At 69.2% G+C, this 14,252-nt stretch carries 14 protein-coding genes; 7 read left to right on the forward strand and 7 right to left on the reverse strand.

Translation table 11 applies throughout. The annotated features are described in order from the left end of the window. Positions 1-14: 14 nt before the first annotated feature. Both ccoG and BC358_RS12010 read right to left on the reverse strand, forming a co-directional pair. Positions 15-1,424, reverse strand: coding sequence for a cytochrome c oxidase accessory protein CcoG (ccoG, locus tag BC358_RS12005; RefSeq protein WP_079366006.1), 1,410 nt, complete (start codon positions 1,422-1,424; stop codon positions 15-17). An 18-nt stretch (positions 1,425-1,442) separates the two neighbouring features. Continuing rightward, the gene (locus tag BC358_RS12010; protein WP_079366007.1) at positions 1,443-2,111 is read right to left on the reverse strand and encodes a hypothetical protein; all 669 of its coding nucleotides are present in this window, start codon (positions 2,109-2,111) and stop codon (positions 1,443-1,445) included. A gap of 202 nt (positions 2,112-2,313) precedes the next feature. Between BC358_RS12010 and BC358_RS12015 the strand changes: the two genes are divergently transcribed. From BC358_RS12015 to BC358_RS12045, 7 genes are all read left to right on the forward strand, one after another. After that, positions 2,314-3,756, forward strand: coding sequence for a PLP-dependent aminotransferase family protein (locus BC358_RS12015; RefSeq protein WP_256861510.1), 1,443 nt, complete (start codon positions 2,314-2,316; stop codon positions 3,754-3,756). 23 nt (positions 3,757-3,779) lie between these two features. After that, positions 3,780-4,397 (forward strand): cytochrome c oxidase subunit 3, encoded by a 618-nt coding sequence (locus BC358_RS12020; protein ID WP_127803795.1) that lies wholly within the window; start codon positions 3,780-3,782, stop codon positions 4,395-4,397. 9 nt (positions 4,398-4,406) lie between these two features. After that, positions 4,407-4,682: a hypothetical protein gene (locus BC358_RS12025; RefSeq protein WP_079366008.1), complete on the forward strand. Its 276-nt coding sequence runs from the start codon at positions 4,407-4,409 to the stop codon at positions 4,680-4,682. Positions 4,683-4,974: 292 nt separating this feature from the next. After that, the gene (locus tag BC358_RS12030) at positions 4,975-5,961 is read left to right on the forward strand and encodes a tripartite tricarboxylate transporter substrate binding protein (RefSeq protein WP_079366009.1); all 987 of its coding nucleotides are present in this window, start codon (positions 4,975-4,977) and stop codon (positions 5,959-5,961) included. 10 nt (positions 5,962-5,971) lie between these two features. Then, positions 5,972-7,165 carry a CaiB/BaiF CoA-transferase family protein gene (locus tag BC358_RS12035; RefSeq protein WP_079366010.1) on the forward strand — a complete coding sequence of 398 codons (1,194 nt, stop codon included), beginning with the start codon at positions 5,972-5,974 and terminating at the stop codon, positions 7,163-7,165. A gap of 37 nt (positions 7,166-7,202) precedes the next feature. Continuing rightward, positions 7,203-8,201, forward strand: a complete 999-nt coding sequence (locus BC358_RS12040) for a tripartite tricarboxylate transporter substrate binding protein (RefSeq protein WP_079366011.1) — start codon at positions 7,203-7,205, stop codon at positions 8,199-8,201. Positions 8,202-8,203: 2 nt separating this feature from the next. Further along, the gene (locus tag BC358_RS12045; protein WP_079366012.1) at positions 8,204-9,061 is read left to right on the forward strand and encodes an alpha/beta fold hydrolase; all 858 of its coding nucleotides are present in this window, start codon (positions 8,204-8,206) and stop codon (positions 9,059-9,061) included. 21 nt (positions 9,062-9,082) lie between these two features. Here BC358_RS12045 and BC358_RS12050 read toward each other — a convergent pair whose 3' ends face one another. From BC358_RS12050 to BC358_RS12075, 5 genes are all read right to left on the reverse strand, one after another. Continuing rightward, positions 9,083-10,594, reverse strand: a complete 1,512-nt coding sequence (locus BC358_RS12050; RefSeq protein WP_079366013.1) for a tripartite tricarboxylate transporter permease — start codon at positions 10,592-10,594, stop codon at positions 9,083-9,085. A 1-nt stretch (position 10,595) separates the two neighbouring features. Continuing rightward, the gene (locus tag BC358_RS12055) at positions 10,596-11,042 is read right to left on the reverse strand and encodes a tripartite tricarboxylate transporter TctB family protein (protein ID WP_079366014.1); all 447 of its coding nucleotides are present in this window, start codon (positions 11,040-11,042) and stop codon (positions 10,596-10,598) included. Between the two features lie 15 nt (positions 11,043-11,057). After that, entirely contained in the window at positions 11,058-12,044 is a 987-nt protein-coding gene (locus BC358_RS12060; protein WP_079366015.1) for a tripartite tricarboxylate transporter substrate binding protein, read from the reverse strand. Positions 12,045-12,157: 113 nt separating this feature from the next. Continuing rightward, positions 12,158-13,582: a sensor histidine kinase gene (locus tag BC358_RS22115; protein ID WP_179130066.1), complete on the reverse strand. Its 1,425-nt coding sequence runs from the start codon at positions 13,580-13,582 to the stop codon at positions 12,158-12,160. Continuing rightward, entirely contained in the window at positions 13,579-14,247 is a 669-nt protein-coding gene (locus BC358_RS12075) for a response regulator (protein WP_079366016.1), read from the reverse strand. Before BC358_RS12075 ends, BC358_RS22115 begins: the two co-directional genes overlap by 4 nt. Between the last annotated feature and the right edge of the window lie 5 nt (positions 14,248-14,252).

Genomic DNA, 14,252 nt, shown 5'->3' on the forward strand with positions numbered 1-14,252 from the left:
TTTTGTTTCGTGGGCTAGCGTGGAACCAGGAAGGTGGATGGCTCGTCCACTTCTGCCTGGCCTGCCCGTTCGGGCGAAGCCACCACGAAGCGGATGGGCACCACCTCGCCGGCGTGTTGCGCCGCCTCGACGCTGGGCATGCGGACGGTGGCCGTGATGGTGGTGGCCTGTGCCGGCCCCAGCTCTGCGGTGACGGGTTGGTGAAGGCTCACCAGATGAGGCGGCTCCACGGCCACCACCACCGTGCGGGTGTGGTCCGACGCGTTCATCAGCTGCAGCGTGTAGACGTTCTCCACCGCCCCCTGTTCCACCTGGCGCGCCATGACCGTGCGGTCGCGGATGACGTTCATGCGCACGTCCGGTCGGTTGGCGAATGCCGCCACGGTGGCCGCGATGACCAGGGCCAGAAGACCGCCATAGACCCAGACCCGGGTGCGCCACACGCGCCGCAGGAAGGGGCGCTGGCTGCTGGCGGCACCACCCAGTTCGTGCAGGGAGGCCATGCGGATCAGGCCCTTGGGGGCGTGCACCTTGCCCATCACGTCGTCGCAGGCGTCGATGCACAGGCCGCAGCCGATGCATGCGGCCTGCAGGCCGTTGCGGATGTCGATGCCCGTGGGGCAGACCTGCACACACAGGGTGCAGTCGATGCAGTGACCCTGGTTCACAGTTCGGTCGTCGTCTTCGAGACGGCCGCGCCGGGGTTCACCCCGCCGATGGTCGTAGGCCACGTTGAGGGTGCGCTCGTCCATCAGCGAGCCCTGGAAGCGTCCGTAGGGGCACATGTGCAGGCAGACCTTCTCGCGCACCAGGCCGGCGTTGAGGTAGGTGAACAGGCCGTAGAACAGGACCCAGAAACTGGTCCAGGGCCCCACGGACAGTGACAGGATGTCGGCCGCCAGCGGCCGGATGGCGGTGAAATAACCCACGAAGGTGAAGCCCGTCCACAGGCCAAACGCCGCCCAGGCCAGGTGCTTGCCGCCCCGGCGCAGCAGCTTCTCCGGGCCCCAGCCCGCCTGGTCCAGGCGCTTGCGGTTCTGCGGGCTGCCTTCAAACCGGTGTTCGATCCACATGAAGAGGGACGTGTAGACGGTCTGGGGACAGGCGAAGCCACACCAGACCCGCCCGACCACCGCGGTGGCAAAGAACAGCAGCAGGGCGCTGATGACCAGCAGGGCCGCGAGGTAGATGAGGTCCTGAGGAAAGAGCACGGCACCGAACAGGTAGAAGCGCTTGGCTTCGAGGTCGAACAGCACGGCCTGCCGCGCGTTCCAGGTCAGCCATGGCACGCCGTAAAAGAAAGCCTGCGTCAGCCACACGAAGGTCCAGCGCCAGCGGTTGAAGAGGCCCTGGGTGGAGCGGGCGTGGATCTTGTCAACGGGTGTCCAGGCTTCAACGGGCTGGATCGGGATGACTTTGGGCATGGGGTGCCTCGTGGGTGTTTACGGGTGTGGAAGGTGGTGCAAGCCGGCGCGCAGCATCTGATGGGTCTGGACCAGCGATGACCACAGCGGCTGGTCGCCCAGCCATTCGTCGGCGCGCAGAAAAGTCTGTTGGAACTGCACGTCGCCGCAGGCGGCCGACGACCACAGGTCCGGGTTCTCGCCAGGGTGCACGGTGAGTCCGTTCTCCTCGGAGCGGACGAGCAGCATGCCTTCGATCTGGCCTGCGGTCTGCACTGGCAGCAACAACGAGAAACCATCCCATTGCAGGTTGGGCACCCCGCGCAGCAGCCCATGAAACTGCCAGCCCAGTCCCATGGTCCTGGCCTCCAGGGGTGGCGACTCCAGCGCCGAAGCGCCTGCTGTCGCGCCGCCGAGCAGGTCGGGCAGGTGCAGTTCCCTCAGGCCGATGTTGTCGGTCCTGACCAGGGCCTCGACCACCAGGCGCTGGGACAGGAATACCAGCCGGTCCGCGGGATGCAGGCCCTGCAGCCAGTGGCGGGCACCCGGGTCGCGGAACAGGTCTTCCAGTTGGCCGCCCTGTCCACCCAGGCGGCGGGGCACGCCCACGCCGAGGCATCCGCTGGCGGCCATGTCGGCCAGTCGCACCTGGGCACAAGGCAGGGCCGCGCGCGGCTGAACGCGGGGGAGGGCGGTGTGTGCAGACATGCGCCCATGGTGCCGCCGGGGGCTCTGATGCGCAGGATTCAGATGGATTGAAAACCGACCGTATCAGCCGTGCTCTGCTCCCCATGGATATGCCTGCTTCTGATACGACCCTTCTTCAGGAAAAGGTCGGACACTGCGGCAGATGAGCCGCGTGCCTTCGACCGCCCTACCATCGAGCCTTCCCCTGGAGGTCCTCGAAGACATGTCGTCCGGCACCTTGACGCGTTACCAGCAACTCGCCGATGAACTGGCGGGCAGCATCCGTGCGGGGGTGCTGCGCCCGGGCGACCGCCTGCCCTCGGTGCGCGAGCTGCGCCGCCAGCGGGGCATCAGTCCTTCCACCATCTTCCAGGCCTATGCACAGCTGGAATCCGACGGGCTGGTCGAGGCGCGGTTGCGGTCCGGCTACTTCGTGCGCGCACGGCGACCGCTCACCGGCCAGCCGCCGGAAGCGGCCCAACCCAGCGGGCGGATCACCCCGGTGGCGATCAGCGAACTGGTGTTCGAGTTGCTGGGTTCCACGCGCGATGTGGACGTGGTGCCGCTGGGCTCGGCCTTCCCGGCGCCCGAGCTGTTCCCGTTCGAGGCTTTGGCCCGGGGCGGGGCGCGGGCCATGCGTCGCCTGCGGCCGGCGCAGATTTCGGGCGCGCTGACCGCGGGCGACGAAACCCTGCGGGCCCAGGTCGGGCGGCGCTACGCGCTCAACGGCGTGTCCCTGCTGCCCGACGAACTCATCGTGACCAACGGTGCCATGGAAGCGCTCAACCTGTGCCTGCAGGCGGTGACGCAGCCGGGGGATGTGGTGGTGGTCGAGTCGCCCACCTTCTACGCGGCGCTGCAGGCACTGGAGCGCCTGCACCTGAAGGCGGTGGAGGTCGAGACCGACCCGGTCGAGGGCGTGCGGCTGGACGCGCTCGAAACCCTGCTCCAGCGCCAGAAAGTGGCCGCGTGCTGGTTCATGCCGACCTTCCAGAACCCGCTGGGTGCGCTGATGTCCAACGCCAAAAAACAGGCCCTGGTGCAGCTGCTGGCGCGCCACGGGGTGCCCCTCATCGAGGACGACGTGTACGCCGAGCTGCACTTCGGCGCGCGCCGGCCCCTGCCCGCCAAGGCCTTCGACCAGGAAGGTCTGGTGCTGCACTGCTCGTCGTTCTCCAAATCGCTGGCGCCGGGTTACCGGGTCGGCTGGGCCGCCGCCGGGCGCTACGCCCGCGACGTCGAGCGCCTGAAGATGATGACCTCGCTGGCCTCGCCCATACCGCCGCAACTGGCCGTGGCCGAATACCTGGTGCAGGGCGGTTTCGAGCGCCACCTGCGCCATCTGCGCGAAGCCCTCAAAACCCAGCACACGGCCGCCCGGTCGCTGATCGAGCGCTGTTTTCCGAAGGGCACCCGCATGACCGAGCCGCAGGGTGGCTACTTCGTGTGGCTGGAACTGCCGCCGGGCGTGGACGCCCTGGCCCTGCACCACCAGGCCATGGCGCAGTCCATCAGCACGGCGCCCGGGGTGCTGTTCTCGGCCGACCGGCGCTTCACGCGGCACCTGCGCCTGAACGTCGGGCACCCGGTCGGCCCGCCGGTCAGGGCCGCCCTGAAGCGGCTGGGCAGCATGGCCAGAGAGCAGATCGCTGCGGCCGGGGATTGAACACCACCGAGGTGATGCACCACATGAATCAAGTCGCCCCGGCCCCCACCGTGCTGGACTCGGATGAGGTTGCCGCTGCCGCAGAGAAGCCCACGGTGCCCGGCTTCAAAGGCATGTGGGTCGCGGTGTGCCTGGAGTACCTGGAGTTCGCGGTGTTTTTCAGCGTGTACTTCGTCTCGCGCTGGTTCAACCCGCAGGCGTTTCAGGAAGGGGCCGCGCGCCTGTGGACTCTGGGCGGTGTCTGCGTCACCCTGGTCATGGTCACCAGCGGCTATGCGCTGACCCAGGCGCTCGATGCCCATCGCCACCACGACGTGCGGCGCGCCCTGCAGTGGCAGCTGGCCGCCCTGGTCATCGGGCTGTGCTATCCGGTCCTCAAGCTGCTGGAATGGCAGTGGAACCAGGCCCACGGCATCGACGCGGGCAGCGGCATCTTCGTCGTTGTGTATTACTACCTGACCATCAACCACTTCGTGCACGCCTGCTGGGGCTTGGGCGGCATGGTCTGGTGTCTGGCGCGTGCGCGTGCCGGCGCGTACTCGGGTGGTGATGTGCGCGGCTTGGAGTCGCTGGCCACCTACTGGCACGCCACCGACCTGGTGTGGCTGATGATTTTTGCGCTGTTCTACGCCTTCGCCTGAGGTGCCCGGATGAAACTGAGAGCCCCGTTCATTGCCTGGCTGCTGATGGTGGTGTTGACCTGCCTGAGCGTGCTGGCCGCGCATGAGGCGCACACAGGTGCCAGCCGCGCCTGGATGACGGCCGCGGTGGCACTCATCGCCTGGGGCAAGGGGCTGCTGCTGATCCGGCACTTCCTCGAATCGCACCGGGCCGGTGCGGTGTTTCACCGCATCGTGCTGGGGTTTGCCGCCCTGGCACCGCTGGCCTTGCTGGTGAGCGGCTGGCGGGAGCTGGGTGGAGGGTGACAGGGGGCCAGGTGTTGCCACCGCCTGCCTGGCGGTGCGCCGGCCGGTCGCTGGTGAGGGGCCGTGGCGTCGGACTCGATCCACGAGATGCGGGCACTGCACGGCACAGAAGTGAGGTCGCCCAGAGGCAGTGGAAACCCTGATCTGAGCGGCCATTCATTTCCATTCAGTGGAATTGGAATGATGTGCTGAATCGCCTGGGCGCCTAGAGTCTTCCCAGCTTCCCCGGTTCGTCTGTGGCCGACCCGGTGGGGCTTGACAGACATCGCTTTGCACAACACCGGAGACATTCATGCAACCTTCCTTCACTCAGGGCTTCAAGGCCTTTGCCAAGGCCGCGACAGGCTTGACCGTCGCACTGGTCGTGGGCCTGTCCAGTGCCCACGCCTTCCCCGACAAACCCATCAGGCTGGTGGTGCCCTTCGCTCCCGCCGGTGGCACCGACCTGATCGCCCGCACGCTGGCGGTGGAGATGGCCAAGGAGCTGGGGCAACCCGTCGTGGTGGACAACAAGCCGGGCGCCAGCACCATTATCGGAACCGACCTGGTGGCCAAGAGTGCACCCGATGGCTACACGCTGGTGGTCTCGTCGATCGCGCACGCGGTCAACCCCAGCCTGATGGCGAAGATGCCCTACTCGACCGAGAAGGACTTCACGCCCGTGTCCATGATCGTGCGCTCGCCCAACGTGCTGGTGGTGCGCGCCGACAGCCCGTTCAAGTCGGTCAAGGACATCGTCGCCGCCGCGAAAGCCGATCCGGACAAGCTGACCTACGCCTCGCCCGGCAACGGCACCTCGTCCCACCTGGCCGGTGCGCTGTTCGCCGACATGGCCAAGGTCCAGATCAAGCACGTGGCCTACAAGGGTTCGGGCCCCGCGCTCACCGACCTGCTGGGCGGTCAGACCGACATGATCTTTGCCACTTCCGGCTCGGTCGGCGGCTTCATCGACAGCGGCAAGCTGCGGGCACTGGCCATCACCTCGGCCGAGCGCTCCACGGCCTATCCCGGTGTGCCGACCGTGGCCGAGGCTGGCGTGCCCGGCTACGCCACCGAAGGCTGGTATGGCTTCTACGCGCCGGCTGGCACGCCCGCGGCCGTGATCGACAAGCTCAACGCCGCGACGCGCAAGGCCGCCGCGAGCGAGATCTTCAGGTCCAAGGTGGTGAACGAGGGCATGGTCGTGCAGACCGGCACGCCGGCCGAGTTCGACGCCTTCGTGCGCGCCGAAATCGTGCGCTGGTCCAAGATTGTCAAGGCCGATGTGCTCGCCAAGTGAGGCGGCTGCCATGAAGCCCGTTCTCCACGGTGTCCGGGTGCTCGACCTGACCCATGTGCTGGCCGGCCCGTTCGCGGGCTACCAGCTGGCGGTGATGGGCGCCGAGGTCATCAAGATCGAGTCGCCCGAGGAACCCGACCAGGCACGTTACCAGGGCTCGGACGCCGCGCTCAACGACGCCGGCATGGGCACGGCCTTCCTGTCGCAGGCGTCGAACAAGAAGGCCCTGGCGCTCAACCTCAAGACCGAAGCGGGGCGCCAGGTGCTGCGGCAATTGGTGCAGACCGCCGATGTGCTGATCGAGAACTACCGCCCCGGCGCCTTCGAGGCATTGGGTCTGGGCTATGCGGACCTGTCGGCCCTCAACCCGCGGCTGGTCTACTGCTCCATCTCGGCCTTCGGCAGCACCGGCCCCAAGCGCGAGCTGACCGCCTACGACGGTGTGGTGCAGGCCTACGCCGGCATGATGGCCATGACCGGCGAGCCGGGCACGGCGCCCGTGAAATGCGGCGCCCCCGTGGTGGACTACGCCACCGGCACCACCGCGGCCATGGCCATCCTTGCGGCACTGCTGCAGCGCGGCCAGGACGACGGCCTGGGCCAGTTCGTCGAGGTGGCGATGTCGGACGTGGCCATGATCCTCGCCAGCTCGCACCTGACCGGCTACCTCTGGAACGGGGCGCACCCGGAGCAAAAGGGCAACCGCTACCCGTTTGCCACCATCGGCTGCTACCAGGCCAGCGACGCACCGCTGATGGTCTCGGCCTCCAACCTGCGGCAGCAGCGGCGGCTGTGGGAAGCGCTGGGGCGCACCGATCTGGTCAAAGACAACAACCGGGACCGGATCAAGGGCTATGCCGAAGAGGCCCAGGCACTGACCGAGATCCTGGTCACCGCTTCGCTTGACCACTGGGAGGCGCTGCTGCGGGAACACCGCGTACCGGTGTCGCGGGTGCAGCGCATGGAGGCCATGCTGGCGGACGAACACGTGCAAGGCCGCAAGGTGCTGCACCGGTTCGCCGACGAGGCCGGTGCGCTGGCGGGGCTGACCGTGCCGGTGTCCGGCTTTCAGCTCTCGCGCAGCCCGGTGCAGGTCACCTCACCGCCACAAGCCGTGGGCGCGCAGAACCAGGAGCTGCTCACGGCCCTGGGTTACCCGCCTGCCGACATCGACGCCCTGCGCGCCCAGGGCGTGATCGCCTGAGCGGGCGGCCCCCACAACCCGAATGCCGAAACCCCCAATGAACCCACTCTCACGACCCGCTTCCTTTCGGCGCCGCGAACTGATCCTGGCCGCCGGCCTGGCCTGCACATCCGTGCCCGCGCTGGCACAAACGACCTCCAACGTCCCCGCCAAGCCGGTGCGCCTGGTGGTGCCGTTTCCCGCCGGCGGCGGCACCGACAACATGGCCCGGGCCCTGGCCGACAGCCTGTCGAAGATGTGGGGGCAGACGGTCGTCGTGGACAACAAGGCAGGGGCCGGCACCGTGGTGGGCAACGACTTCGTGTCCAAGAGCGCGCCCGACGGCCTGACCTTGCTGCTCAACACCAGCGCCGTCGCCATCGTGCCGGGTCTGAACTCCAGGCTGCCGTACCCCGCCGAGACCGGGCTGAGCGCGGTGACCACGCTCGGCCATGCACCCAATGTGGCGGTGGTGCGGCCCGACAGCCCGATCCGCTCGGCCTCCGACCTTCTGGCGCAGGTGCGCGCCCGGCCCGGGAGCTTCACCTACGGTTCGGCCGGCAACGGCACCTCCACCCACCTGGCCGCCGAGCTGCTCAAGACCACGGCCATGGTGTTCATGGTCCATGTGCCCTACCGCGGCGCCACCCCGGCCATGACCGACCTCATGGGCGGGCAGATCGACCTGGCCTTCGGCACCTTGCCCAGCGTCGCGCCCTACCTGGCCAACGGCAAGCTGCGCGCGCTCGCCGTCACCAGCGCGACGCGCACGGCCCTGCTGCCCGATGTGCCCACCTTTGCCGAATCGGGGCTCACCGGGTACGCCGCGCCGGTCTGGTACGGCATCTTCGTGGCCGGTGGCACACCGGCGCCGCTGGTGCAGCAGCTGTACCAGTCGATCCAGCGCGCCGCCGACAGCGAAGAGTTCCGCAGGCGCGTCCGGGCCGAAGGGCTGACGCTCACGCTGGACCCGCCGGCCGCGGCCGACGCCCTCTACCGTGCCGACATCGCCAAGTGGAAGCAGGTGATCCAGGCGCAGTCCATCAGGGCGGACTGAGCATGGAGGGATGTGGTCCTGGCCGGGCCGCCGCCTGCGCGCAGATCGCGGCGCTGGGATCGGCCTGCGAGCGCATTGCGCAGCCGGTGCTTGGGCACCTGGTGGTCTGGCGCCGGGTGGGGAGCGGCCCGCCCCTGGTGCTGCTGCACGGCGGCCATGGCAGCTGGCTGCACTGGGCCCGCGTGATACCTGCGCTTTCCGCCAGCTTCACTCTGTGGATGCCCGACATGCCGGGCTACGGCGAATCGACCTTGACGCCCACGCAGGGGCTCGATGAGCTCGTTGCGCAGTTGCGTCAGGGGCTGGATGCTTTGCTGGGTGCGCGCACCCCGATCCTGCTGGGCGGGTTTTCTTTCGGAGGCCTGGTCAGCGCCCAACTGGCCGCACAGCGTGACCATGTGCAGCGCCTGGTGCTGATCGGTCCGGCCGGACACGGCGGTCCCCGCCGGCAGACCGTGACGCCCTTGCCGTGGCGGGACCTGGACCCCGATGCCGACCCCGTGGGCTGGGCGAGCCGCATGCGGCACAACCTGCTCGCGCAGATGCTCCACAGCGAGAACGCCGTGGACGCGCTGGCCCTTGAGATCCAGTGGCGCGGCTGCCTGAACACCCGGTTTCGCAGCAAGCCGTTCTCCCGCTCGGCGGCGCTCGCGCCGGCGCTGGACCGCTACCCGGGGGAAGTGCTGACCATCTGGGGCGAGCACGATGTCACCGCTGTGCCGCGCGACATGGCCGATGGCGTGGCACCACAGGGCGCCCTGCGCAGGCAGCGGGTGGTGGGCGGCGCGGGACACTGGCTCATGCACGAACGTCCCGCCGCCACCGCCCTGCTGATGCGACAGGGCCTGGCCGCAGCATGAGGCGTGCACGCCGCGCGCGGATCAGGCTGCAAAAGCTTCCTCTTGGCGGTGCCTGGACAGCATCCGCATGCCCGCCGGCACCACCAGCATCAGCACCGCCGCGGTCCACAGGCCGATGGTGATCGGGCTGCCCACCAGGATGCCCGCATCGCCGTTGCTGATGGACAGGGCGCGGCGCAGGTTCTGTTCCATCATGTCGCCCAGCACGAAGCCCAGGATCAACGGTGCCATGGGCACGCCCTGCTTGCGCAGCAGGTAGGCGGCAAAGCCCAGCGCGGTCATCAGCACCAGGTCGAAGGTGGTGGCGTGCACCGCGTACACGCCCACGCTGCTCACGGCCACGATGCCGGGCACCAGCAGCCAGTTGGGCACGCTCAGCACCTTGGTGAACACGCCCACCAGCGGGATGTTCATCACCAGCAGGATGACGTTGGCCAGGAACAGCGAGGCGATCAGGCCCCACACCAGGTCGGGCTGCTGGGTAAACAGCGCCGGGCCGGGCGTGATGTTGTAGAGCGAGAGCGCGCCCACCATCACCGCCGTGGTGCCCGAGCCAGGCACGCCCAGCGTGAGCATGGGCACGAAGGAGCCGGTGGCGGCCGAGTTGTTGGCCGCTTCGGGTGCGGCCACGCCGCGGATGTCGCCCTTGCCGAACGTGCCTTCCTTGTCGGTCAGGCGCTTTTCCATGGAGTAGGTCATGGCGCTGGCGATGGTTGCGCCGGCCCCCGGCAGCACGCCGACCACGAAGCCCACCACGCTGGAGCGCACGGTGCCCCACCAGGTGTGGGCCAGCTCTTTCAGGTTGAACAGCATGCGGCCGGTCTGCGTGACCAGGCCGGTGCTGCTGTGGTGCTCCTGCAGCATCAGCAGCAGCTCGCTGATGGAGAACACGCCGATGACCACCACCACGAACTGGATGCCGTCGGAGAGGTGGATGTCGCCGCCGGTGAAGCGGTAGACGCCCGAGTTCGAATCCAGTCCGACGCAGGACATGGACAGGCCGATGATGGCCGCCAGCCCGGCCTTGACCGGCGCATCGCCCATCAGGCCCGCGATGCAGGCGAAGGCGAAGCACATGAGCGCGAAGTACTCGGCCGGCCCGAAGGACAGCGCCCAGCTGGCCAGCAGCGGTGCGAACAGCACGATGCCGAGGGTGGCGATCAGCGAGCCCACGAAGGAGCTCCAGGCCGAGATGGACAGCGCCACGCCGCCCAGGCCCTTGCGCGCCATCGGGTAGCCGTCGAGCGCGGTCATGATGGCGCCCGCATCGCCCGGCACGTTGAGCAGGATGGACGAGATGCGCCCGCCGTACTCGCAGCCGATGTAGACCGCGGCCAGCAGGATCAGCGAGGTCTCGGCCGGCAGCTTCATGGCGAAGGCCAGCGGCATCAGGATGGCCACGCCGTTGATGGGACCCAGGCCGGGCAGCAGACCGACGATGGTGCCGATGAAGCAGCCGATGGCGGCGATCAGCAGGTTGGTGGGGCTCAATGCCACGCCGAAACCGGCGACCAGGTGTTGCAGGATGTCCATGTCAGCTCCCCCCGAGCAGCGATGCCAGCGGGCCGGCGGGCAGCACCACGTCCAGCACCTTGTCGAACAGCAGGTACAACACCCCGCCCAGCGCGGCGCCGCCGATGAGCGACTGCTTCCAGCTGCCGCCGAAGGACATGCCCACGGGCACGGCCATCAGCGCCGTGGCCAGCGGAAAGCCCAGCCACTGGAACAGCAGTGCATAGGCGAGCACGGCGGCCGCGCACAGCGCGGTCGGGCCCCAGGGCACGCCGCGGAAGGCCTCGGCGCCGGCGCTGGGCCGCAGCACCAGCCACAGGCCCGAGAGGCCCAGACCACAGGCCAGCAGCAGCGGAAAGGCGCGCGGGCCGACGGGTTCGTAGGAGATGGCGGCGGCGTAGTCTTGCGCGGCCCAGGCCATGGCGGCGGACGCGACAACACACACCGCGCCGAGGACGCGGTCACTCATGGCGGGGCTCCGGGCTTACTTGGCGGGGACGACGTTCAGGCCGAACTCTTCGGCCAGCTTGCGGTAGCCGGCCACCTGCTTCTTGACGTAGGCGTCCAGCGGCGCGCCGGTCAGGGCCATGGGGAACAGGCCGCGCTCGTTGCGCAGCTTGTCGTAGGCGGGCGTGGCCATCAGCTTGGTGAAGGTGTCGGCCCAGACCTTGTAGTCGGCGTCGCTGACCTTGGGGCCGACGTAGAAGCCGCGCACGATGGGCCAGTCCACGTCGTAGCCCTGTTCGGTGGCGGTCGGGATGTTGGCCATGTCGCCGGGCAGACGCTTGTCGTTCATCACCGCCAGGATGCGGACCTTGGCGCCGGCCTTGATCTGCTGCATCGCTTCGGCCGCGTCGCCGGTGAAGACGTGGATGTGGCCGCCCTGCAGTGCGGTCAGCGCCTCGCCGCCGCCTTCAAACGCCACGTAGCGCATGGTCTTGGGGTTCACGCCGCCGGCACGCGCGGTCAGTGCGGCCTTCATCCAGTCCTGGCTGCCCACGGTGCCGCCCGCACCCAGCACCACCTTGGTCGGGTCGGCCTTCATGGCGGCCATCACGTCCTTCAGGGTCTTGTAGGGCGAGTTCTCGGCCACCACCACCGCGCCGTAGTCGGTACCGATGGCGGCGAGCCAGCGCACGTCGTTCTCGGTGTAGCGGCCGAACTTGCCCTGGGCCAGGTTCAGCAGCGAGCCGCCGGAGAACGCGACGATGGCGTTGGCCGCGTCGGGCTTCTGCGCGATGACGGTGTTGTAGGCCACGGCGCCAATGCCGCCGGGCATGTAGGTCACACGCATCGGGTCGGTGATGAACTTGCCTTCCTGCAGCGCGCTCTGCACCAGCTTGCAGGTCAGGTCGAAACCGCCGCCGGGCTTGGCCGGGGCGATGCACTCGGTCTTGTCGAGCGGGTTGGCGAAGGCGGTGAGGGCGGAGGCAGCAAGGGTGGTGGCTGCGAGCTTGAAGGCGAAGTTCATGAAGGTGTCTCCTCGATGGGGTGGAAGCCACGCAGCACAGGCGCTGCGGTGAGGGCACTGTAGAAACCGGGCACTTTCAACGTGCTTTCAGAAAACCGGCCCAAAACCCCGGGTTAACCCGAGGTGGTTTCGGACGCCCGCGCTGCGGGCAGCGTGATCGTGACAGCCAGCCCGCGGCCCTCGGGCCCCCCGTCCACCCGCATCTGCCCGCCATGGCGCTGGGCCACGGTGCGCACGATGGCCAGGCCCAGGCCGGAACCGGGCAGGGCGCCGCCACGGCCGCGGAAGAAGCGCTCGCCGGCGCGGGCCAGCTCGTCGGGCGGCAGACCCGGGCCATCGTCCACCACGGCCAGCTGCACAGCGCCGTCCGCTTCGCCGCGCACCACCAGCGTGACGTGGCAGCCCGCGCCGCCGTGGCGGATGGCGTTGTGCAGCAGGTTGGCCAGGGCTTCGCGCAGCAGGTCGGGCTCGCCCTGCAGGGGCAGCGCGCCGTCGGGCGCGTCCAGGCCCAGGTCCACGCCCTGTTCGCGCGCCAGACCCCACCACTGGCGCACCAGGGCCTCGGCCAGGGCCACGGCGTCGAAGGGCTGGCGCTGCGGCGGCGCGCTGTCGGCGCGCGCCAGCGAGAGCATCTGGTTGGTCTGGCGGATGGTCTCGTCCAGCTGCTCGCGGATGGTCTCCAGCACCTCGCGCTGCGCGGCCGGGTCGGCCTCGCGCTGGGCGTAGGCCACCTGGGTGGCCAGCGTGGTCAGCGGCGTGCGCAGCTGGTGCGAGGCGTCGTCGATGAAGCGGCGGCGTGCCTCGGTCTGCTCGCGGTGGCGCTCGATGTGGTGGTTGATGGCCTGCACCAGCGGCCGCACCTCGGCCGGCGCGCCGGTGTCGTCCACCGGGGTCAGGTCCTGCGGGTCGCGCGCGTCCACTTCCTGCCGCAGCCGGTCCAGCGGGCGCATGGCCCAGGCGATGGCCAGCGCCAGCAGGCCGGTGGCGGCCAGCATCAGCAGCACGTCGCGCGCCAGCGACTGCAGCACCAGCGCGCGGCGGAAGTCGTTGCGCGCCTCCAGCGTTTCGGCCACCTGGATCACCACGCGCTGCGGCCCCGCGTGCCCGGCCAGTGGCGGGCTCAGCTCACGCGCGTAGCTGCCCACGCGCACCGCCTGCCCGAGGTACTCGCCCTCGTGGAACTGGGGCTGCTCGGTCTTCAGCGGCCGGGGCGGCGCGGGCAGATCCGCGCTGCCGATCTCGACCAGCCCGTCCTCGGTGGCGACGCGGTAGAACACCTGGCCCTGCGCGGTCAGCTCGAAGAATTCGAGCATGCGGTAGGGCAGCTCCACGCCGATGCCGCCGCTGGCGGTGGAGATGCTGGAGTCGATGGACTTCACCGCGCCCAGCAGCGAACGGTCGTAGGCCGCATCGGCGGCGTCGCTGGCGGTGCGCCAGCCCAGCCAGAGTTCGCCCGCGATCACCGCACCCAGGCCCGGCAGCAGCAGCACCAGCAGGAAGCGGCGCACGCTGGCGCGGGCCCAGCCCAGCGCCGTCACGGTGTGCTTTCGAGCTGGTAGCCCAGCCCGCGCAGGGTGGCGATGCGCACCTTTGATGCCTCCAGCCGCTTGCGCAGGCGGTGGATCAGCACCTCGATGGCCTCGGGGTTCACGTCCTGCTCGTCGGAGAACACGCGCTCCAGCAGCTCGCGCTTGGACAGCGGCTCGCCCGGGTGCTGGATGAGGGCGCGCAGCACCGCGTGTTCGCGCGGCGTGAGGCTGAGCACCTCGTGCTGCAGCCGGAACTGCCTGGCCACGCTGTCGTAGCTCAGCGGCCCGCAGGCAAAACGCGGATGCTCCTGCCCGCGCGAGCGGCGGATCAGGGCGACCAGCCTCGCTTCGAGCTCGGCCATGTCGAAGGGTTTGGCCAGGAAATCGTCGGCCCCGCCGTGCAGGCAGCTCACGCGCTCCATCAGCGAGTCGCGTGCGGTGAGGATGAGCACCGGCAGGCGTTCGTCGGCCTCGCGCAGGTCGGTCAGCACATCGTGCCCGCCCAGGCCGGGCAGGCCCAGGTCGAGGATGAGCGCGTCGTACTTGGTGGCCTTGAGGCTGCGGCGCACCAGGCGGCCGTCGTTCACCCAGTCGACCTGGAAGTCGTTCTGTCCCAGGGCCTTGACCAGCCAGGTGCCCAGTTCGGTTTCGTCTTCGGCGAGCAGGATGCGCATGGCGC

It is taken from the genome of Hydrogenophaga sp. H7, assembly GCF_002025745.1.
Taxonomy (GTDB): domain Bacteria; phylum Pseudomonadota; class Gammaproteobacteria; order Burkholderiales; family Burkholderiaceae_C; genus Hydrogenophaga; species Hydrogenophaga pseudoflava.